Genomic DNA, 20,394 nt, shown 5'->3' with positions numbered 1-20,394 from the left:
AAAAGGAGATATTCCAAATGAAATATATCGTAACCCTATTCACACTGCTTGTCTGTTTTTTGTCAACAGCCTTTGCCGGGGACGATACCCCCACAGTCCTTAGCAATAGCGAAGCCATTGGTCTGGTTCAGACCCATGCCGATTATGTCTGGACACTTGTTTGCGCAGTCCTGGTTTTTTTCATGCAGGCAGGATTTGCCATGGTGGAAGCCGGGTTTACCCGGGCGAAAAATGCCATTAATATCATGATGAAAAACCTCATGGATTTTTCAATGGGATCCATTGTGTATTGGGCTGTTGGGTTTGGTCTCATGTTCGGTGTTTCCAAAACCGGTTTTTTTGGGACCACCGGGTTTTTCCTGAGCGATTTTAAAGTAGGCGGAGATCCCTGGGTACTGGCTTTCTGGATGTTCCAGGTGGTATTTGCAGCCACTGCGGCTACCATCGTTTCCGGTGCCATGGCCGAGAGAACCAAGTTTATCGGGTATCTTTTGTATTCTGTGTGCATCACCGGTTTGATCTATCCGATTTTCGGATCCTGGGCATGGGGAAGTCTGTTTCACGGTTCCGGATGGCTGGAAGGTCTTGGCTTTATCGATTTTGCAGGGTCCACCGTGGTTCATTCCGTGGGGGGCTGGGCAGCCCTGGCCGGCGCCATGGTTCTGGGGCCCCGTCTGGGTAAATATACGGCCACAGGTGCTGTCAAACCCATCCTGGGTCATAATATCCCCCTGGCAGCCCTGGGCGTTTTTATCCTCTGGGTGGGCTGGTTCGGATTTAATCCCGGATCCACAACTGCCGCCAACACAGACATTGCCATGATTTTTGTCAACACCAACCTGGCGGCGGCTGCCGGTTGTATCGTTGCGATGTTTGTTTCCTGGTTTAAATTTGGAAAACCAGAGGTGGGCATGAGTCTCAATGGTGCCCTGGCAGGACTTGTGGGTATTACGGCAGGGTGTGCCAACGTGACCCCTTCAAGCGCAATTATTATCGGGTCTGTGGCCGGTGCCCTGGTGGTTTTTTCTGTACTGTTTTTTGACAAAATTAGAATTGATGACCCCGTGGGTGCCATCTCTGTTCACGGTGTCTGCGGAGCCTGGGGAACCCTGGGAGCCGGAATTTTTAATATCGGCGGTACGTCTTTGAAAATAATCGGTGTTCAGGTGATCGGCATTGGCGCTTGTTTTGTGTGGACCTTTGCTTGTGCCTTTGCCATCTTTAAACTGATTGATATGACCATCGGCCTGAGGGTCTCCAAGGAAGAAGAATTGGAGGGATTAGACGCCACGGAACACGGGGGGAACGCCTATCCGGATTTTACAACCATTAACCACTCCAGTATGGGATATACCGGCGGCGGATCTGGAGAGTTTGCCGGGGCGCCTGCTTCCTATACTTCCAAAAAGTTAGCCAGCGATCACTAGTAACGAGTCGCTGTAGGGGGACATTAATTTCCCCTGGTTATCCAGAAGTTTAGTAAATTAAAAAAACCTGCCATCCCTTTCATTGAGGTGGCAGGTTTTCCTGTTTTATGCTACCTTGTGGCTTTCTTAGACAGGCGAAGCCGGGCAAAAGTCGGGCAAAAGCCGGGCAAAAGTCAGGTGTAAATCGAATGAAAGGTGACGGATGAAACGGGCGGCAGGGGTTATAAAATCTGTGGTTTTATTGGGGATTCTGGCAGCTGTCCTGGTGGGGGGCTATCAGAACCTTGAGTATAATTGGCAATGGTACCGGTTGCCTCCCTATTTTTTTTCCATTGAAAAGGGGCAGTTTGTCAAGGGTCTGCTTTTGGACGGTCTTGTTATTACCCTGAAGATTTCCTCCCTGGGCCTTGTTTTTTCAATTTTGCTGGGGTCCTTTTCAGCCTTTGCCCGGTTGTCTGTTTCTCCCATGCTGCGATTGTCTGCCTGGGTATATGTGGAGACCATCCGGAACACCCCCCTGCTCATCCAGATTTTTATCCTTTATTTTGTGATTTCACCGGTATTGGATATTTCTGCTTTTTGGTCTGCCGTGATTGCCCTGAGCCTCTTTGAAGGGGCCTATGCCTCGGAGATCATCCGGTCCGGTATTATCAATATTCCTGCAGGTCAGGTTGAGGCGGCTCAGAGCATCGGCCTTTCGGCCTATGCCACCTATGTTAAGGTGATCATTCCCCAGATGCTGCGCCAGACACTTCCAATGCTGGCGGGGCAAAGCGTTTCCCTTATTAAGGATTCTGCCCTGGTCAGTACCATCTCTATTTATGATTTGACCATGCAGGGTCAAAAAATAGTCTCCGAGACATTTTTAACTTTTGAAATCTGGTTTGCTGTGGCAGTATGTTACCTGTCCATTACCGCAACGCTTTCTTTTTTAATCAGACGCGTTGAAAATAAAATGAAATATATAAACTAAAATCCAACCAACGAAAATCAAACCAAAGGAGATCAGGATGAAAAAATTGTTTTATTTACTGGCCGTGGGATTGGCTTTGCTGGGATACACCATGGCAGTCGCCGGTGAAACAGGGGCCAAGCTGTCCCAGGAAAGTATCATTGAAAAGATCCAGAAAGAAGGGGTTATCAGAGTGGGAATGGCCACCTTTGTCCCCTGGGCCATGAAAGACAAACAAGGGCAGCTCATCGGGTTTGAAATTGATGTGGCAAAAAAATTGGCCCAGGACATGGGGGTTGAAATTGAATTTATTCCCACTGCCTGGTCCGGAATTATTCCCGCATTGTTGACGGGGAAATTTGATGTGATCATCGGCGGCATGGGGGTAACGCCTGCGCGGAACCTTAAGGTGAATTTTACCGTGCCCTATGATTATTCCGGCATGTCCATGGTGGCCCATCAAAAACGAGCAAAAGGGTTTTCCCGCATCGAGGACTTTAATAAACCTGAGGTCATCATTGCGGTTCGCATGGGGACCACAGCTGAGCAGGCCGCTAGAAAATACATGCCCACGGCCCAGTTCAAACTTTTTGAAAACGAGAGCCAGGCATTGCAGGAATTGAACCTGGGCCGGGTCCATGCCGTGGTCTCTTCGGCTCCCATGCCAGCTTTCCATGCCTTAAAATATCCGGATAAACTCTTTATCCCCCTCAAGGAAAATTTTACCAAGGAACCCATTGGATTTGCCCTTAAAAAAGGGGATTATGATGCCTTGAATTATTTTAATAACTGGATTCTTAACATGCATGCCCAGGGGTTTTTAAAAGAGAGAAAAGCCTATTGGTTTGAATCAAAAAAATGGGAAAGCCTAATTAAATAAGAAATGTTAAGTAAGAAATGTTAAATAAAAAATCCAATAAATTTACCCTTGTGGATATGGCGGTGGTTCTGATCGTCATCGCTGCCATATCCTTTTTTTTCTCCCGCATGGGCAGTCTTTTGGATTATAAATGGGAGTGGGATCTAATCCCCGGGTATTTTATATTCAAGGATCCTGTCACCGGAACCTTTCACAGTAATATGCTGTTAACCGGTTTTTTTACCACCATCCGGTTGAGTTTTTGGGCCACGGTGCTGGGCTTTTTGCTGGGCACCATATCCGGAATGATGGGGGCAAAGGGCTCTTTTTCCCAGCGATTTGCAAGTCGCCTCTACGTGGAAACTATCCGCAATATCCCCTCCCTGGTATTGGTGATCCTGTTTTATTATTTTGTATCCAGTCAGTTTCTGGATGCGCTCCGTCTGGACCTGTGGCTGCGCAATCAATCTGATACTGTCCAGGGGGCAGTGGGGTTTTTTCTGGCAGGACCGGAACGGATCAATGCTTTTGTTTCTGCGGTGCTTGCCCTGGCCATTTATGAAGGGGCCTATATTTCAGAAATTGTCCGGGGGGGCATCAACGGGATTGATCAAGGACAGTGGGAGGCGGCTTGGTCTGTGGGGCTGTCGCATTTTAATACATTTTTACGGGTGATTCTTCCCCAGGCGTTTCGACGGGTGGCCTTTCCCCTGGCCGGTCAGTTTATTTCCACCATCAAAGATTCTGCCATTGTGTCGGTGATTTCCATCCAGGAATTGACATTCCAGGGCATGGAATTGATGGCAGCCACCTTTTTGACCTTTGAAATCTGGATCACCATCGCTATTTTGTATTTTATCCTCACCTTTTCCCTGTCCCGGATGGTTGCCATTCTTGAGAAGAAGTTTTCCTGGCAGCAATAACGGCTGATGTTAATCGCTTTTTTTTAAAGGGGCTTCACGATCTGTTTTATTTTTTCAGACTGAACGGCTTCAAAGAATTCATCCCCCAAGCGTTTATTCTTTTCAAGGACTATTTCCCAATAATCCCTGCGTTCCCCATCCTTTCCTTTGAAGGTCATAAAATCTTTCCGATCGGGTATTTTTTTAAGGGGAAGATCTTCAACAAACGAGGGTGAGGGGGCCACCAGCACCACGTTTTCCATGTTTTTTTCCGAGGGCTTGCGGTGCAACCCTTTATCAAACCATCCCGGGGTAATGGTTTCATAAAAATGGGGATATAATACAAGGTTGTCTGAATCGGGTAAAAAGGGAATGTCCAGGTGATAGTCAAGGATTCCGCCGTCCCTGAAAACGCCCGGTGCGCCGTTAATATCTGACACCCCCTCCATTGCGATGGGGATGGACCCCGAAGACAACAGGGCGGATTTAAAATTTTCCGGGGTCAGGTCATAGCGGTTCAAGGGAAATTGATCCATGGCCGCAAAGGGGGGAGTTTGACCAGGCCCGTAAAAAAGAGCTCTTTCCAGGAAATACCCAAGCCCATTCCGGCTCAACAGGTTCACACCTGCCGAAAGTATGAGGCCAATCCATTGAAGAAATAGCGGGTCTTGTTTGAGCAGGCCTTTGCATTTGTTGGACAGAAAGCAAATTTTCATGAAGGGATGATGGAGCATGGCGTCTATCTCATTATCATCAATATAGGCATCCAGGATTCGCTTGGTTTCCCGGGTGACCTCTTGTGGTGTGGGGTGAAGGGAATACTGCTGGGCAATATATTCTTGTTCAAGTTTTTCGATGGCTGCCAGGGGGTCTCGTTGACAAAAAGCCGCCATTCGAAAAGAGCCGATTGAGGTTCCAATAAGATAGAGCGGATCTGTCCTATTCTTGAATAAAGAGACCAATACTCTGTCAATTCCGGTCAGCACAAGAAATTTGGCGGAGCCGGACGCACCTGCCAGCACTTTTACCCGGGACAGGTCTAATCCTTCATCCCGGATGATGTTAATGGCTTTGGATCCGGCCCGTATGGAGATATTATCCAACATGGTATACAATATCAGGTGCGTTTCGTTTGGGGGCCCTGGCATATTTGAATTTGGGGAATCCCACCATAAGGGCGCCATGGCAGCTGTGTCGTTCAGGGAAGTTGAGCATTTTGGCAAGGGGGGGCCACTGGCCAACCGCATAGTTGACATACCCGGCCCAGCAGCTTCCAAGGCCAAGTCCCGGCAACGCAAGTTCCAAATAGGCAAGGGCGGTGTGGCAATCGGCACCTCCTGAGCCAAACTCATCGGAAGCATAGGCAAATACAAGCTGGGGTGCGTCCCGGGCAATTCGGTCGATCCCCTGATCCCATTGGGAAATCAAGGCTTCCATATTCAGCATCTGGGCAATTTTCGGATGGTTTTTAACGACATATTGCATCCAATCAATCACATGGCCGGCAATTTTTTGGACATCTGACCGTTTGTCTATAATCAGCCATTTTACGGTTTGCCGGTTACTGCCGGTTGGGGCGCAGCATGCAATTGACACTGCACGTTCAAAGATCTGCTTTGGAACCGGTTTTTCCTTGTACCGCCGGATGGACCTGCGGGACCTTAAAAAATGTTCGGTATGATCCGCTGTGAGCATCAATTTTTTTTCAATGGGCATGCATTGGTCGGGGGATAAAAACGATAGACTAAAAGCCCCTTTGGGGCAAATGGCCACACAATGGCCACATTGGATACAAAAATCTTGGGCATTGGCCACAGGAACCGGGCCTTCTTTTGTCATTTTAATGACGTGGGCAGGGCATTCAATGGCACAAATACCATCCTTATCGCATTTGTTTGTATCAATCGTGAATAAACTCATCTGTATACCTTTCCTATTTGTCAGGTGCCTCTTTTTATTAAATCAAGTTTTAAATCAGGCATAAAATCAACTAAATTACCATGCTCTCTTCTAAAAATCCAATACCAAAAAGAAACACTGGCTTTAATTGCGGCTTTTATGGTTGCTCAAACCCACTCCCAGGATAACAATGCCAATGGCGACTCCCTGTTTAAGGTTCAAGGTTTCTTCCAGGAAGATCCAGCCAAGGAGGATGGCCGTCACCGGGATCAGGTTGATGCAAATGGAGGCTTTGGATACGGATATTGTTTTGATGCCGTAATTATAGAGGCCAAAGGCGCCCAATGAGACACAAGGACCTAGAAAAAGAAGCAGCAATATCAACTTTGAACTCCATATGGCGGGATCTGCTGCCAAAAGGGGGAGAATACCTGGGAGAAAAAACAGGGTTCCCCCCAGCACCTGCATAGCGGTGAGGGTCCAGGTGTTATAACGGGAACTGAGTTGTTTGACCAGGATCATATATCCGCAGGCAGCGACCATTGCCAAAAGTTCCAGAGAATTGCCAAGGACAGGATTTGGCGCTGCCGCTCCCCGGCTCTGGAAAAGGGTTAACAGCACCACTCCTGTGATGGACAGAACAAGGCCGACAATAATCTTGGTATTTATGGCTTCCGACAAAAAAATCCAGGCTGCCACTGCCACCATCAGGGGAAGGCATGCGGAAACGATGGCTGCCTGGGAAGAGGTGGTATAGATCAATGCCCGGGATTCAAAGGTAAAATAGAGGCAGGGCTGGAACAGCACCATACCCCCCAGAATTTTCCAATCCCCTCGCTTATAATTGCGGGGGAAGAGTTTACCGGTAAAGGGAAGAATGCAGAGGCTGGCAATGAAAAGGCGTAAAAATATGGCGGACATGGGGTCCAGGACATTTAATACCATCCGCATGGTTGAAAAGGAACTGCCCCATAAGAAAACTGCTGTGAGGATGGCTGCCATGGGGAATAGGTGTTTAATCTCTGCTGTCTGTTTCATCGGTGATCTGGTAACCCTTGAAAATTTTCTCTTCATTAATGTTTGGGCATTTATTATTCGATTCAGCTTTTTTAATCAAGTCCAATTCGTGTCTGTGGCAGACCTATCCAATCCTATTTTTTACAATTTTAAAAGACTTGTTCCTCGAAACAATGTAAAGTGGATTATCCATGAGCTGAAAGGAAAGTTTTTTAAATTAAACTTCATATTGCTTTCTTGTTTGAAAGTGTGTTTGATATTGCAGAATAAATGGGTAAAAAAATAGTAAAATTTATTATCAAGATAGTTTAAAGGAAGGATATCGGAGGGGCCCATCGAACAGAAAAATGGCATACTTGATACGTTTACCCGGAAAAAAACCGTATCTGGTTCTCTTCGAATCCTCATCCCTTTGTTTGTGACTTATGTCATTTTCGTATTCAGTATTTTTTTAATCTTTATTCCCCAGCAAAAAAAACAATTACTGGATCAAAAAAAGGAAAGCATTCTTCAGCTGACAAACAGTGCGCTCAGTTTATTATTCGAATTTGATTTAAGAATAAAAAAAGGGGAGATTGCACCTGCTCGAGCACGCAAACAAGCAATCAATCAAATTCGCAATCTTAGATTCGGTCCGGAAGGCAAGGATTATTTCTGGATTAATGATATGCATCCTTTTATGGTTATGCATCCTTACCGCCCGGATCTTGAAGGAAGAGACCTGACGCTTTTCAAAGACGCTGCAGGGGAATATCCATTTGTCGCAATGGTGGAAACGGTGATGAAAAATAACAGCGGCTATGTGAATTATTCCTGGCAATGGAAGGACATGCCACAAAAAGTAGTGCCGAAAATTTCCTATGTTAAGGGGTTCTCTCCCTGGGGATGGATTATAGGGACCGGGATCTATATGGAGGATATTGATCAAGATATAACAGTGATTCGTCAAAAATTTTTACAGATTTTGGGAGGGCTCCTGGTTTTTATTATTCTGTTATCCCTCTATATTACCCAACAGGTGGTTCAAATTGAGCAGAAAAAAAATTTGGCTGAGCAAGCAAGGGATCTGGAAGAGCTGCGATTGAAAAAATTGCTTGAACTAAGCCAGATGACCAAAGCATCGATGGGTACCCTGACAAAATTTGCTCTGGAAGAAGTGATCCATTTAACCCAGAGCCAAATTGGATACCTGGCATTTCTAAATGAAGATGAGTCCCAGCTGACCATGCACACCTGGTCAAAGCAGGCCATGGAAAAATGTGAAACTGAAGATAAAACACTGATATATAATGTTGCGGACACAGGCCTTTGGGGTGAAGCTGTCCGGTCCAGAAAATCCCTCATCATTAATGACTATTCGAATTTTTCTTTGTCGGGGAAAAAAGGATATCCTGATGGGCATGTGAAAATTTTAAGGGTAATGAATGTTCCCATATTTGACGGTGACAAGATGGTTGCCCTCACCGGCGTTGCAAATAAAAATACGGATTATGATGCTTCGGACGTCCGTCAATTGGAATTGATGATGGATGGGATGTGGAAAATTCTTCAAAGAAAGAGGGCTGTGGTTGATCTGCGTAAAAGTGAGGAACGCTATCGGCTGCTGGCAGAGAATGCAACCGATGGGATTTGGATTTTACAGATTTCCGATTTTACTTTCTCCTATGTCAGTCCTGCCATGGAATACCTGTCAGGGTATGCCCCGGTGGAATACATTGGTTCGGAGATGTCGAGCCATTTGGTTCAAAAATCCCGGGAAAAAATAGTTGCTGTCATTTCCGAAGAACTGGACCGAGCCACTGGGGAGGGTGCGGATGAAAACCGATTCAGGGTGCTTGAATTAGAAATGATTCAAAAATCAGGCGCGACCATATGGATTGAAGTCAATGCCCGGTTTCTAAACGATGACAGGGGGATTCCAGACAGAATATTGGGAATCTCAAGAGATATTACCCATCGCAAGGGTTTGGAAAAAAAACTGATACAAAGCAACACAGAACTTCGGCTCGCCCAGGAAATTGCCGGTGTGGGAAATTGGTCCATCGATCCTGAAACAGATGTTCGTGTCTGGTCTAAAGAACTTTACCAGATTTATGAACGGGACCCCAAGCTGGGTCCCTATTCTTATATTGAACTTCAAAAAATATATGTAGGGGATTGGTGGGAGAAGTATAAGTCTGCTGTTCAAAAGGCTATTAAAGAAGGACTCCCCTTTGATATCGAGTTAAAGATTGCACTGCCTTCGGGAAAGGTGAAATGGGTGAATGCGATCTGCGAACCAGAACTAAAAACAGGCCCCGGCGGTCACTATCTTCGGGGAACCGTTCAGAATATTACCGGGCGGAAAAAAATGGAAGCACATATCCAGCAAACCCAGAAGATGGAAGCCCTCGGAACTCTTGCCGGGGGGATTGCCCATGATTTTAATAATATTCTTTCGGCAATATTCGGGTTTACGGAACTTGCAAAGCTCACTTCAAAGGGGAATGAGGAGACGGTCAACAACCTGAACCAAGTTTTGGCAGCCGGGGTGAGGGCCAGGGAACTGGTGAAGCATATATTGACATTCAGCCGCAAAGCGGATGCTCAGAAAGATCTGGTACAGATTGCTTCCCTGGCAAAAGAATGCTTGAAATTTTTAAAAGCCTCAATATCCCCGGACATAGAGATACAAACCCATTTTTTTCAGCCCGATAGCAGGGTCCTGGCAGATCCGACCCAATTGCACCAAGTTTTCATGAACCTTTTTACCAATGCGGCCCATGCCATGAAAGAAAAAGGAGGGGTGCTTGATGTGGGACTTAAGTCCATTGATATATCTGAGGATGCTATCTTTCAGTTAAAAAACATACGGCCGGGACGCTATGTCCAGTTGACGGTTTCAGATACCGGATGCGGTATCTCCAAAAATGTGATGGGGAAAATTTTTGAACCTTTTTTCACGACAAAAGTTAAGGGAGAAGGAACGGGGATGGGACTTTCCCTGGTTTACGGTATCATTAAGGAGATGCAGGGCAATGTTGCCGTTTACAGCGAATCGGGTATGGGGACAACCTTTGAGGTTTTGATTCCGGAACAGCTCCATGGAACAGGAACCGATGAAAACAATGGGAGCCAATCGCTTAAACCCGGGAAAGGCAGGATACTTATCGTAGATGATGAACCCGCCATTGTTGAATGGACCTCCCAGATGTTAATGGCGCTTGGTTATGAAATTGTCGGCATGAACAATGGCCTGGATGCAGCTGAAACATTAAAACAGGATCCCATGGGGTTTGATCTTGTTTTAACAGACCTGGTCATGCCCGGGATGACGGGTCTTGAATTGTCAAATCTCATTAGATCTGTGAGAGCCGATATCCCCATTGTCCTTTGTACCGGTTTCAGTGGCAAATTGACAGAAGAGAGTATGAACGCCTGCGGTATTTCGGGTGTGATCATGAAACCCATTGTCGCAAGTGATCTATCCCGAATTATAAACGCGTCATTGAACAAAAAGATATAACAGGATTCAAAAATGGTCAATGTGTTGGTAATAGATGATGATTTAAAAATTTGTTTGTTTTTCAGCAAACTGCTCGAACAAATGGGGCATTGTTTTGAAATAGCCCATACGGTTAAAGACGGACGGAATCTCTTCGGCAGCCAGAGATTTGACCTGGTCCTTCTGGACCTGGAACTACCCGATGGAAACGGATTGGAGTTGCTGCCTGAATTTACAGACGCCCATCATTGCCCCGAGGTGATCATCATTACCGGAACCGGAGATGCCAGAGGTGCAGAACTGGCATTTAAATACGGGGCATGGGATTATGTTCAAAAACCCTTTCTTCTGGATGAAGTATCCCTTCCCATTACAAGAGCCCTTCAATATCGTAAGGAAAAACTTGCTACCCCCCAGTTGATTCCCCTGGTTCGACCGGGCATTGTCGGCGAGTCTGATGCGATTAGAAAATGTTTAGAAGAAGTTGGAAAGGCGGCGGCAACAGATGCGAGTGTGTTGATTACCGGCGAAACCGGAACCGGTAAGGAGTTGTTCGCAAAAGCGATCCATGAGAACAGCAAAAGAGCGGGTGAACCCTTTGTCGCAGTTGATTGCGGTGCCCTGCCCGAAACATTGCTGGAAAGTACATTGTTCGGACATGAGAAAGGGGCTTTTACCGGTGCCGGGAAAAAACAGGCGGGCCTTCTGGTTCAGGCCAATGGCGGCACATTGATGCTCGATGAGGTTGGAGATCTGCCGTTGACAGCTCAAAAATCTTTTTTGCGAACCCTCCAGGAAAGATGTGTCCGCCCCATTGGAGGGAGCAGGGAAATCCCCGTTGATATCCGCTTGGTTGCCGCAACAAACCTGGACCTGGATGAAATGGTCAATAAAAATTTGTTCAGGCAGGACCTGCTGTATCGTATCCGTGCCATAGAGCTTAAACTGCCGCCTCTGAGGGATCGACAAAAGGATATTGAAGAAATAGTCATCAAAAAAAACCACGAACTTTCGAACCGATACAAGATGGAAACCAAAGCTGTCTCGCCTGAGTTTTTGGAGATATTGTCCAAACACAATTGGCCCGGCAATGTGCGTGAATTGATCAATGTGTTAGAATATGTGCTGGCCTTTGCAGGCAGCGATCCAACACTTTATCCCAAACATTTGCCACCGGAATACAGGATATCGGATCTCGAATTTGATCCGGTTTTGAAAGACACCTTTCGCACACAAGCCCCCATGGGGGTTGAAAAGGGAAATGAACTGCCCACGTTTAATGATTTTAGAACCACGCTTGAAAAAAACTATTTAAAAGAGTTGATCAGCCGTTCAAACGGCAATCGCAAGCATGCCTGCAGGATTTCGGGCATCTCGCAATCCCGGTTATATGGGCTTTTAAATAAGCATGACCTTCCTGGTTTTGGTTCGTCCTAGGTTTTTAGCCCCTCTGATTTAGTCTCTATTCACTTTATTCTGTATTCCTGTAAACAGGAATAGTGGCATTCCTATTTATGGGAATAACCAGCCGTTTTTATTTTTTAAATCATTTCATTGTTTTTATAACATGCTGTTATAAAAGATAAAAATTGGAAACCTGCTTTATGGCACACTTCCTGCTAATAATAGCAAAGAACAATAAAAGCAATATAGAGATGGAATAAAAGGGATAAATTCCAATAAAATGAAAATTATCTTATACGCAGATGACAAAGAAGCAATGGGAAAAAATTTTGGGAAACTGATTCAAAATCAGTTTCCAGATATTCAAATGGATATCCTAGGATCAGTTCGTTGCTTATCTGAAAAACTTTGTCGGCCATTAAACCGAATATCGGTTATCGTAATTTTTGTGACCTGTGAACGAGATATCGACGGATTGCTCACCTTAAAACCCTTGTTTGACAATATTCGTCTAATTCTGGTTTTACCCGATAGAACAAGGGGTATGATGGCCCATGGGCTTCAATTAAATCCCTGTTTTATCAGTTATTTAGACAGTGATTTTTCGGATATTATTTCTGTTTTAAAAAAATTATATACCGGAGAAAAGAGGCGTTGGAATGACAGGTAGGCATGAATGAAAACTGATATTGACAGTTCAATATTGAATAACCCAGGGTTAAAGAAGCAGATAATAATATTAAATTAAGGATGGGAAAAATGAAACAAAGATCACTCAAATTCAAACTTATTGTCGGAGGGGTTCTGGTGGCTATCATCCCTTTAATGGTCGTCGGACTTTTTTCAATCAGCAAATCATCCACGGCACTTCTTTCCCTTGCAAAGGGTCAGGCCCAGATGGTGGCTAAAAACATGGCCACCACGGTTGATCTGGTCATGATGCAGGAAATCAAGTTTGCAAAAGGGATGGCTGTTGATCCGCGAATAAGGGATGCTGCTGCTGAAGTGGCCCGGGTTGGGGTGGACAATGCCATGACCGATTTAAAGGCCCTGGACAGTTTTCTGGGAGATGCGTTTAATGAAGTTGGAAAAGATTATAATCTTTTCTTTGTCACGGATGCGCGAGGAACCGTCATATCCGACAACAAGGGTGGCGTCAATCGAACAAATAAATTATCTATAAAAGACAGGGAATATTTCTCTTTAGTTCAAAAAAGTGGAACCGTCATCATTGGCTCACCAGCATTATCCAAGTCGACAGGGCTCCCCATTACCGTGGTGGCCGTACCGCTCAAAACTGCTTCCGGAAATTTTATAGGGATGTTCGGGATAACGGTTAAACTGGATATTTTATCAAAGGTAATCACCCAGGTAAAAATGGGTAATACCGGTTACCCCTTTATGGCAGACAAAAAAGGGATGATCATTGCCCACCCAAACCAGGACCATATACTCAAACTGGACATTACAAAACTCAATGGTATGGAGACGATTGTGGGTGATATGCTGGCTCAAAAATCCGGCGTTAACACCTATACCTTCAAGGGAATTGATAAAATAGCCGGGTTTGCACCGGTTGCCGCAACCGGGTGGAGTATTTGTGTGACCCAGGATGAGGCTGAATTTATGGCGCCGGTTGTTGAGATTCAAAATATTGTTCTGCTGGCAGGGGGTATTTTTCTGGTCCTTACCCTCGTGGGGGTTCTCTGGTTTGTCCGGGGTATCATGGCGCAATTGGGACATGATCCTTCTGAAATCGCCAGGATTGCCGACAGTATTGCCAAAGGGGATCTTACGGTTGAGTTCAATACAGACGGTAAAGAAATTACAGGTGTCTATGGCAATATGAAAGAAATGACAGATAATTTGAACAATATGTTCACGGATATTACCGGTGGCGTCCAGACATTGACCTCTTCTTCCACAGAGCTTTCCGCCATTTCACAACAGATGGCGTCGGGTTCTGAGCAATCCTCTCAAAAAGCAAATAATGTGGCAACGGCGGCCGAAGAAATGGCAACCAGTATGAACAGTGTGGCCGCTGCCACCGAACAGACCACGGCCAGTCTTCAAATGATTGTTTCGGCAGCTGAAGAGATGTCTGCAACCATTAATGAAATTGCGAAAAATACAGCCAAAGGAAGTCAGACCACGTCCGAGGCCGTTGACAAAGCAGGACATATTTCCAGAAAAGTGGATGAACTGGGCAAGGCGGCCTCGGAAATCTCCAAGGTAACAGAAACCATTTCAGATATTTCCGAACAGACAAATCTGCTGGCACTCAACGCCACCATAGAGGCGGCAAGAGCGGGTGAGGCAGGGAAAGGCTTTGCCGTGGTTGCCGCGGAAATCAAGGCCCTTGCCCAGCAGACGGCAGAAGCCACCCAGGAGATCGGTTCACGGATTGGAGATGTGCAGGCAAGCACCAAGGAGTCTGTCTCAGCCATTGGATCCATCGTTGATATTATCAATGAGATCGATATGATTGTCACCTCTGTGGCAACCGCTATTGAAGAACAATCAGCCACCACCCAGGAAATTTCCAGCAACGTCAGCCAGGCTGCTGCCGGGGTTCAGGAAGTAAACGAAAACGTTAACCAGACATCTGCTGTGGCAGGAGAGGTTACCGAGGATGTTCACAAGGTAAGTGAGGCAGCTGAGGAGATGAATGCAGGAAGCCTTCAGGTGAATACAAGTGCGTTGGAATTGTCTAAGCTGGCTGAAAATCTCAATGAAATGGTCAGCCGGTTTAAGCTAAATTAAAAAGGGTGCGGCCTTCCAGAGGGTATATCTGGAAGGCCTTTTAAAATTTAAGGAAATGCGCAATGACCGACACACGTATGAAATCAACGACTGCAGCTGAAGATAAAAGTGATAAGGCAAAGGCCTCCATAAGAGTCAAGGTGGGGCTTTTAGATACCTTGATGACCCTTGCAGGCGAACTTGTTTTGAGCCGAAATCAGTTGCTCCAGGGTGTCAGCACCGAGAATGTCAGGGCCACAGAGGTCTCCAGCCAGCGTATCGATATGATTACCTCTGAACTTCAGGAAACCATCATGAGAACCCGGATGCAGCCCATGTCCAATATTTTAAATACATTTAACCGCCTTGTCAGGGATTTATCCGGGCAATTGGGTAAATCCGTTGATCTTGTCATTGAAGGCAACGAGGTGGAGCTGGACAAAACCATCCTGGAATCCATCAGTGATCCCTTAACTCATCTGGTGAAAAATTCGGTTCTCCACGGGATAGAAACCCCTGTGGAAAGGGAAAAATCCGGCAAAAATGCCAGAGGTAAAATTATCCTGCGGGCCTTCCATGATGCCGGCCATATAAATATTGTTATTTCCGATGACGGCAAAGGGCTTGACCCTGAAAAACTTTCAGCCATAGCTGTTTCAAAAGGGCTGGTCACTGAACAACAGATTGCGGGGTTTTCTGAACGACAGAAAATGGAACTGGTTTTTTTGCCCGGTTTTTCAACAGAGAAAATTACCGAGGTTTCTGCCGGCAGTATCGGGATGGATGTGGTTTCTGGAAATATTGAAAACCTCGGCGGCATCATAGACTTGAGTTCTGAGAAAGGTGCGGGTACAGATATCCAAATCAAGCTGCCCTTAACCCTTGCGATTATTCCCAGCCAGATAACCTCTGTGGGCTGCGACCGTTATGCGGTTCCCCAGGTTAATCTGGATGAACTTCTCAGAATCCCTGTTGATCAGATCAAAGAAAAAATTGAAAAGGTCGGTGATGCGGATGTCGTTCGTTTAAGGGGAGAACTGCTCCCTCTGCTGGATCTTTCAAAAATGCTCGGCATTGAAAATAAATATGTTGACCCGGAAAAAGGCGTAAAATTGTCGGACAGACGGACCCATATTTCTGACAGACGGTCAAAACAACACCTTGTCAGCGCGGAAACCGTCACCCCAAATTCAAAAGATTTGGTTTCAAGCTGGCAGACAAGAGAAACAAAGGATCGAAGATCCGGTGTCAACAATGCCATCAACATTGCGGTGGTTTCTTCAGGTGCCTATAAATATGGTCTTGTCGTCGGTCAATTGCATGATTCGGAAGAGATTGTGGTAAAGCCTGTGGGGAGACATCTTAAAAAATATACTGCTTTTGCCGGTGCAACGGTCATGGGGGACGGCAAGGTCGCCCTGATTCTGGATATTGCCAGCCTTGCCCAAATGGCCGAGCTGTCAACCTTATCCGAAGTAAAAAAATTAACATTATCTGAGGAAGGTACGGCGGAAACAGGGAAAGAAAAGGCATCCCTTTTAACGTTTAACAATTTGGAAAACGAATTTTTTGCAGTCCCCTTGAACAGGGTGGAGCGAATTGAAAGAATTCAAACCGCTGCCATTGAGAATATCGGTGAAAACAAAGTTGTTCAGTACAGGGGGGGGGCACTTTCCCTCTGCGAGTTGTCACAAATTTTAGATGTCGCGCCTTTGGCCCCGGGAGAACAGCAGGAAATTATTGTTTTTAAGGTAGGGGATCGGGAATTGGGGCTAATGGTTAACCCTCCATTAGATACCTTTGAGGTCTCGTTTGATGTCGATGAAAGCACGTTAAAGCAGCCGGGTATCAGCGGATCAATGATCATTCGGGATCATACAACACTTATCATAGATATATCTGAGTTGGCCAGGGCGATATCGCCTGAATGGTTTGATTAAATTCAGGAGATATTCAATCTTTTGAAAAAGGGGAATTGAAAAAAAATGAAAAATCTGTCATTTATCCTTTCATGCTCATGCCCTTTACCCAACGAGTGCTGCAGGTGATTAAATCAATTCCCCAAGGAAAGGTGCTCGCCTATGGAAGGGTCGCTGCCCTGGCCGGAAATACCAGGGGGGCCCGGCAGGTATCCAGGATACTTCACAGTATGTCCGGCAAGCATGATCTGCCCTGGCACAGGGTGGTTAATTGTCGGGGAAAGATCTCCCTGCCCCGGGGCAGGGGGTATGAACTTCAAAGGGCATTGCTGGAATCCGAAGGGGTGAGTTTTTCCCCTGTTCATACCATCGATTTGAAAAAATACCTGTGGCAGGCCCCATCTGATTGAAACGGGAGGATGCCACAGGCCCTATTGTTCTCTTTTTTTTTCAATGGCCAGCTGCATCTCTCGTATTTTCGGCCCGTCTTTTTTCCACATTCGGCAGGAATCAATGAGGAATCCTTTCTCTTCTAAATCGTCCAGGGAGACCGGGAGAGGTGCTTTTTTGGACCTTTTTTGGGCCAGCCATCCCTGGAAAATTTCCTGGCCCATGGCGACAACAAGGGTGCAAAGATGGGTACAACCTCTGTTGCCGCCCATGATTTTCCGGATTTGGCTTGAAAATCCGGATTTTATTTCAACCCCGATAAGCTGTTCTACAAGGTCAAGTGTGGCCGGGCATTCTGCCATGGGAACGGAGAGCATTTGGGCCTCGGCCTGGACGATTGTCAAAGGGTTTGGAGCAATTAACAAGGTGACTCTCATGTGATGGACCATTCCCGGGGCCTTTGCCTTGCCGGTTACATCAAATACACGAATATACCGCTGATCCTTTAGAATTCCTTGCACCAGTACACGGTCGTCGGTGCAAGGATAGGTGGTCAGACTGATATTCCTTGTGTGGATTTTAGACTGTTTTTTTATCATATCCTTGAGCATGGATCCGGTCCTTTTTAAAGGTTCTGGTTTGGCAACCTATTCCATTTAGTCGTGTAAATCAAATCTTTTCCCTTGACCTGGGCCCGATAAATCTTTACCTTCCATTTTTATGTAAAAGGAAAAGGCCATGTCAGTTCATAAGTTTTATAAACACCCGGTGGCGGTTTTAATTTTTGGTGCCATTATCATTAGCTTTTCCGGTGTCTTTGTTAAGACTTCCCAGGTGTATCCCCTGGTTTCTGCTTTTTACAGGGTCTTTTTTGGCTGTCTGTTTCTGATCTGTGCCTGCTGGCTAAAAAGAGAGTTTAAAGCAAAAAGCCTGAAAAAGAATTTGCTGGCCATCCTCTGCGGCCTGGTATTCAGCCTGGATCTTTTTTGCTGGCATATGAGTATCCACTATGTAGGCCCCGGCCTTGCCACCATCCTGGGGAACTGTCAGGTGTTTGTGCTGGCCATTTTTGGGTGGCTGGTTTTTAAAGAAGGGTTGGGCACCTGGTTTGTCTTTTCCATCCCCCTGGCATTCACAGGACTTTTTATGGTGATCGGGCTGGATATGGATCATTTGAGTTCTGAGTATCTTTTGGGAGTTCTTTTGGGAGGGCTCACGGCTGTTTGTTATAGTACTTTTCTGTTGCTGCTTCGGTATGTCCAGTCAGATGACCCATCGGCAAAAGGGGCTGGAGGATCTGTTTTTTACTACCAGATGGTGTTGACGGCTGCCTGTTCCTTCTTTCTGGGCGTTGCCATACTTGTTTCGGGCCATTCTTTTAGCATACCAGGGACCACTTCGCTCCTCTCTTTGCTGGGGTTGGGGTTTTTCGGCCAGGCCTTTGCCTGGGCGCTGATTTCCAATTCCCTGCCAAGGATAGCCGCCTCCCGGGCCGGGTTGATCCTATTGCTCCAGCCGGCGCTTTCCTTCTTCTGGGATGTCCTCTTTTTTAACCGGCAGACCGGCATTGCCGGGTGGGCAGGGGTGGTAATGGTTTTGGCGGCTATCTATCTGGGGATGACAGGCAGGACAAACCCTAAAATCTTAAACGATAAAATTTTAAAAAAAGGAGTACAGAATGACATGTCAGCTGGACAAACACTTAATTGAACGAACCATTTCATTCCATGGGCATTCATGCCCCGGACTTGCCATTGGCATCCGGACAGCAGAGCTTGCCATTCAAAAATTGAAGATTACCCCTGATTCATCCATTGTCTGTGTGGTCGAAACCGATATGTGTGCGGTGGATGGGATTCAGTTTTTAACCGGATGTACCTTTGGCAAGGGAAATCTGGTGCACAAAGACTTTGGAAAAGCCGGGTTTACTTTTTTTGACAGACGAGCAGACAAGGGATTTCGTGCTGTTTTTTTGGATGATGCCATCAAGGATCTGCCAGACCCGGATGGTCTCGCCGGGAAAGAAGCCAGCATTTTTCACATCATGGCGGCAGATATCCGTGATTTGTTTGCGGTAAAAGCGATTGCCCTTCCGCCGGTTAAACCTGCAAGAATCCTAGAAAGTATTACCTGCCAGGAATGCGGGGAAAAGGTCATGGAATCTAGGCTGAGACGGTTTGGCGGAAAGGAACTTTGTATCCCCTGTTTCATGGAGCATGAACAGAAAATTTGATTATCCATGGGCCCGGAATGCCCGACATTTATTTGGGGGCATTGTCCGTCGTTGAAGCGTTATGCTCTTTGGTGGCCCTGTCGATATCAATAACCCTGCCCTGGGGGAATTGTTTTGTTTCGTAACGGGTGATTTTGATCAGATTCTGGATTGTCTTGGACATACGTTCCACTTGTTCCTGGATTTTGTTGAGCCGTTTTGACAGGGGATGGTCAGGTGCTAGGTCCAGTAACATGATTTCTGAATTGCCCAGGATTGTCTGCAGGGGCTGGCTTAGTTCATGGCAGACCGCCCCTGCCATTTCCATAACCCCTTCCAGTTTTTCATGCTGCCGCAGCTGTTCTTCGGCCTGGTGGCGTTTTTGGATCTGGCGGGTTAGAAAAAATATGCCCAAAAGCGTTCCTGAAACACCGGTTATCCATAGGAAGATGTAGATGAGGCTCAGGGTTGTGATATTGGCGCGTTCGATGATCTCATGGGGGGCCATGGGAATGGAGATGCTGATACCGCCCCTGACATCCCCTATTTTGTATCCCTGGTCTGCATGGCAGGTCAGGCATCCTTTTTCTGTGATTAAGGGACTCATGAGGCGCAAATATTTTGTGTTGTCTAATATTTCAATGGAACTGACCTCGGTCTCTCCTTGTTCAAACCGGTTCAGTGCCTGTCGTTCCCAGGGATCCGGAGCGTTCTGGGGGCGGATGGGATTCAGGCTGGTGATATGGCCTTTGTGTCCAGATGTTTTTTCTGCCAGTTCATGGACTTGCCGGGTCATGTAGGCCGGGTTTATTTTTGTCAGAAGGATGCCCTCTGGGGTCTGGATTTCCCGATGGTCTGTCTTGAGGTATGGATTGGGGGGTGTTTCTGCGGTTACCGGGGCATAGAGCCCTCCATGACTTGCATTCCATCGGCGGTATATTACATCGTTTCGAAACGCGGTTCTTGCTTCTATCCTGGCTGTTTCAACGGTTCCGGAACGGATGACCTGGGTCAGCCAGATCCAGGAAACAAGAATGAACAGGGTCCATATACAAATAATGGCAAATGCGTTGGACCATAATCGAAGGGGTTTGTGGCGATTTATGGTGTTGTCCGGTTTTTCCAAGCCATTTTCCTGATGAAGTGGAGGTGAGTAGTTTAAAACAGTGTATGGCGGTATTTTGCAA

General features: G+C 46.3%; 17 protein-coding genes. 12 read left to right on the top strand and 5 right to left on the bottom strand.

From position 1 onward, the window contains the following. Positions 1-17 precede the first annotated feature (17 nt). The 4 genes from ACZ45G_RS18915 to ACZ45G_RS18900 all read left to right on the top strand — a co-directional run bounded on the left by ACZ45G_RS18915 (position 18) and on the right by ACZ45G_RS18900 (position 4,161). Entirely contained in the window at positions 18-1,427 is a 1,410-nt protein-coding gene (locus ACZ45G_RS18915; protein ID WP_464172054.1) for an ammonium transporter, read from the top strand. A 202-nt stretch (positions 1,428-1,629) separates the two neighbouring features. After that, a complete protein-coding gene (locus ACZ45G_RS18910) occupies positions 1,630-2,400 on the top strand; it encodes an amino acid ABC transporter permease (protein WP_464172053.1) in 771 nt (256 codons plus the stop codon). A gap of 37 nt (positions 2,401-2,437) precedes the next feature. Beyond that, on the top strand, positions 2,438-3,259 hold the full coding sequence (locus tag ACZ45G_RS18905; protein WP_464172052.1) for a transporter substrate-binding domain-containing protein: 822 nt from the start codon (positions 2,438-2,440) through the stop codon (positions 3,257-3,259). 17 nt (positions 3,260-3,276) lie between these two features. Beyond that, positions 3,277-4,161 (top strand): amino acid ABC transporter permease, encoded by an 885-nt coding sequence (locus tag ACZ45G_RS18900; protein WP_464172051.1) that lies wholly within the window; start codon positions 3,277-3,279, stop codon positions 4,159-4,161. Between the two features lie 23 nt (positions 4,162-4,184). On the opposite strand, the gene ACZ45G_RS18895 is transcribed toward ACZ45G_RS18900, so the two are convergent. From ACZ45G_RS18895 to ACZ45G_RS18885, 3 genes are all read right to left on the bottom strand, one after another. Beyond that, the gene (locus ACZ45G_RS18895; RefSeq protein WP_464172050.1) at positions 4,185-5,246 is read right to left on the bottom strand and encodes a patatin-like phospholipase family protein; all 1,062 of its coding nucleotides are present in this window, start codon (positions 5,244-5,246) and stop codon (positions 4,185-4,187) included. Beyond that, the gene (locus ACZ45G_RS18890) at positions 5,236-6,060 is read right to left on the bottom strand and encodes a nitroreductase family protein (RefSeq protein ID WP_464172049.1); all 825 of its coding nucleotides are present in this window, start codon (positions 6,058-6,060) and stop codon (positions 5,236-5,238) included. Before ACZ45G_RS18890 ends, ACZ45G_RS18895 begins: the two co-directional genes overlap by 11 nt. A 123-nt stretch (positions 6,061-6,183) precedes the next feature. Next, on the bottom strand, positions 6,184-7,077 hold the full coding sequence (locus ACZ45G_RS18885) for a DMT family transporter (RefSeq protein WP_464172048.1): 894 nt from the start codon (positions 7,075-7,077) through the stop codon (positions 6,184-6,186). Positions 7,078-7,474: 397 nt separating this feature from the next. Between ACZ45G_RS18885 and ACZ45G_RS18880 the strand changes: the two genes are divergently transcribed. The 6 genes from ACZ45G_RS18880 (at position 7,475) to ACZ45G_RS18855 (ending at position 17,015) form a co-directional block, all read left to right on the top strand. Beyond that, positions 7,475-10,561 carry a cache domain-containing protein gene (locus ACZ45G_RS18880; RefSeq protein WP_464172047.1) on the top strand — a complete coding sequence of 1,029 codons (3,087 nt, stop codon included), beginning with the start codon at positions 7,475-7,477 and terminating at the stop codon, positions 10,559-10,561. Positions 10,562-10,573: 12 nt separating this feature from the next. Further along, positions 10,574-11,977 carry a sigma-54-dependent transcriptional regulator gene (locus ACZ45G_RS18875; protein WP_464172046.1) on the top strand — a complete coding sequence of 468 codons (1,404 nt, stop codon included), beginning with the start codon at positions 10,574-10,576 and terminating at the stop codon, positions 11,975-11,977. Positions 11,978-12,224: 247 nt separating this feature from the next. Then, positions 12,225-12,614: a hypothetical protein gene (locus ACZ45G_RS18870; RefSeq protein ID WP_464172045.1), complete on the top strand. Its 390-nt coding sequence runs from the start codon at positions 12,225-12,227 to the stop codon at positions 12,612-12,614. A gap of 89 nt (positions 12,615-12,703) precedes the next feature. After that, positions 12,704-14,707 carry a methyl-accepting chemotaxis protein gene (locus ACZ45G_RS18865; protein WP_464172044.1) on the top strand — a complete coding sequence of 668 codons (2,004 nt, stop codon included), beginning with the start codon at positions 12,704-12,706 and terminating at the stop codon, positions 14,705-14,707. Positions 14,708-14,769: 62 nt separating this feature from the next. Next, entirely contained in the window at positions 14,770-16,626 is a 1,857-nt protein-coding gene (locus tag ACZ45G_RS18860; RefSeq protein ID WP_464172043.1) for a chemotaxis protein CheA, read from the top strand. Between the two features lie 35 nt (positions 16,627-16,661). Continuing rightward, positions 16,662-17,015, top strand: a complete 354-nt coding sequence (locus ACZ45G_RS18855; RefSeq protein WP_464172042.1) for an MGMT family protein — start codon at positions 16,662-16,664, stop codon at positions 17,013-17,015. 21 nt (positions 17,016-17,036) lie between these two features. On the opposite strand, the gene ACZ45G_RS18850 is transcribed toward ACZ45G_RS18855, so the two are convergent. After that, entirely contained in the window at positions 17,037-17,606 is a 570-nt protein-coding gene (locus ACZ45G_RS18850) for a DUF2889 domain-containing protein (protein WP_464172041.1), read from the bottom strand. A gap of 127 nt (positions 17,607-17,733) precedes the next feature. Between ACZ45G_RS18850 and ACZ45G_RS18845 the strand changes: the two genes are divergently transcribed. Together ACZ45G_RS18845 and ACZ45G_RS18840 are read left to right on the top strand one after the other, a co-directional pair. Continuing rightward, entirely contained in the window at positions 17,734-18,705 is a 972-nt protein-coding gene (locus tag ACZ45G_RS18845) for a DMT family transporter (RefSeq protein WP_464172040.1), read from the top strand. Further along, complete coding sequence (locus ACZ45G_RS18840; RefSeq protein WP_464172038.1) at positions 18,674-19,228, top strand: FmdE family protein; 555 nt, start codon at positions 18,674-18,676, stop codon at positions 19,226-19,228. Before ACZ45G_RS18845 ends, ACZ45G_RS18840 begins: the two co-directional genes overlap by 32 nt. Before the next feature lie 28 nt (positions 19,229-19,256). Here the strand turns inward: ACZ45G_RS18840 and ACZ45G_RS18835 are convergent, their stop codons facing one another. Continuing rightward, positions 19,257-20,333, bottom strand: coding sequence for a c-type heme family protein (locus ACZ45G_RS18835; protein ID WP_464172037.1), 1,077 nt, complete (start codon positions 20,331-20,333; stop codon positions 19,257-19,259). Positions 20,334-20,394: the final 61 nt, after the last annotated feature.

Source organism: Desulfoconvexum algidum (genome assembly GCF_055382125.1).
The sequence above is the reverse complement of the archived record's forward strand: the minus strand, read 5'-3'. Positions and strand labels throughout refer to the sequence as shown.

What these genes read in the sequence shown, in the direction of transcription:
- ACZ45G_RS18890 (WP_464172049.1), bottom strand. Translation starts at nt 6,060, where the DNA reads ATGAGTTTATTCACGATTGATACAAACAAATGCGATAAGGATGGTATT.
- ACZ45G_RS18875 (WP_464172046.1), top strand. Translation starts at nt 10,574, where the DNA reads ATGGTCAATGTGTTGGTAATAGATGATGATTTAAAAATTTGTTTGTTT.
- ACZ45G_RS18840 (WP_464172038.1), top strand. Translation starts at nt 18,674, where the DNA reads ATGACATGTCAGCTGGACAAACACTTAATTGAACGAACCATTTCATTC.
- ACZ45G_RS18865 (WP_464172044.1), top strand. Translation starts at nt 12,704, where the DNA reads ATGAAACAAAGATCACTCAAATTCAAACTTATTGTCGGAGGGGTTCTG.
- ACZ45G_RS18845 (WP_464172040.1), top strand. Translation starts at nt 17,734, where the DNA reads ATGTCAGTTCATAAGTTTTATAAACACCCGGTGGCGGTTTTAATTTTT.
- ACZ45G_RS18885 (WP_464172048.1), bottom strand. Translation starts at nt 7,077, where the DNA reads ATGAAACAGACAGCAGAGATTAAACACCTATTCCCCATGGCAGCCATC.
- ACZ45G_RS18915 (WP_464172054.1), top strand. Translation starts at nt 18, where the DNA reads ATGAAATATATCGTAACCCTATTCACACTGCTTGTCTGTTTTTTGTCA.
- ACZ45G_RS18895 (WP_464172050.1), bottom strand. Translation starts at nt 5,246, where the DNA reads ATGTTGGATAATATCTCCATACGGGCCGGATCCAAAGCCATTAACATC.
- ACZ45G_RS18910 (WP_464172053.1), top strand. Translation starts at nt 1,630, where the DNA reads ATGAAACGGGCGGCAGGGGTTATAAAATCTGTGGTTTTATTGGGGATT.
- ACZ45G_RS18850 (WP_464172041.1), bottom strand. Translation starts at nt 17,606, where the DNA reads ATGCTCAAGGATATGATAAAAAAACAGTCTAAAATCCACACAAGGAAT.
- ACZ45G_RS18870 (WP_464172045.1), top strand. Translation starts at nt 12,225, where the DNA reads ATGAAAATTATCTTATACGCAGATGACAAAGAAGCAATGGGAAAAAAT.
- ACZ45G_RS18860 (WP_464172043.1), top strand. Translation starts at nt 14,770, where the DNA reads ATGACCGACACACGTATGAAATCAACGACTGCAGCTGAAGATAAAAGT.
- ACZ45G_RS18905 (WP_464172052.1), top strand. Translation starts at nt 2,438, where the DNA reads ATGAAAAAATTGTTTTATTTACTGGCCGTGGGATTGGCTTTGCTGGGA.
- ACZ45G_RS18900 (WP_464172051.1), top strand. Translation starts at nt 3,277, where the DNA reads ATGTTAAATAAAAAATCCAATAAATTTACCCTTGTGGATATGGCGGTG.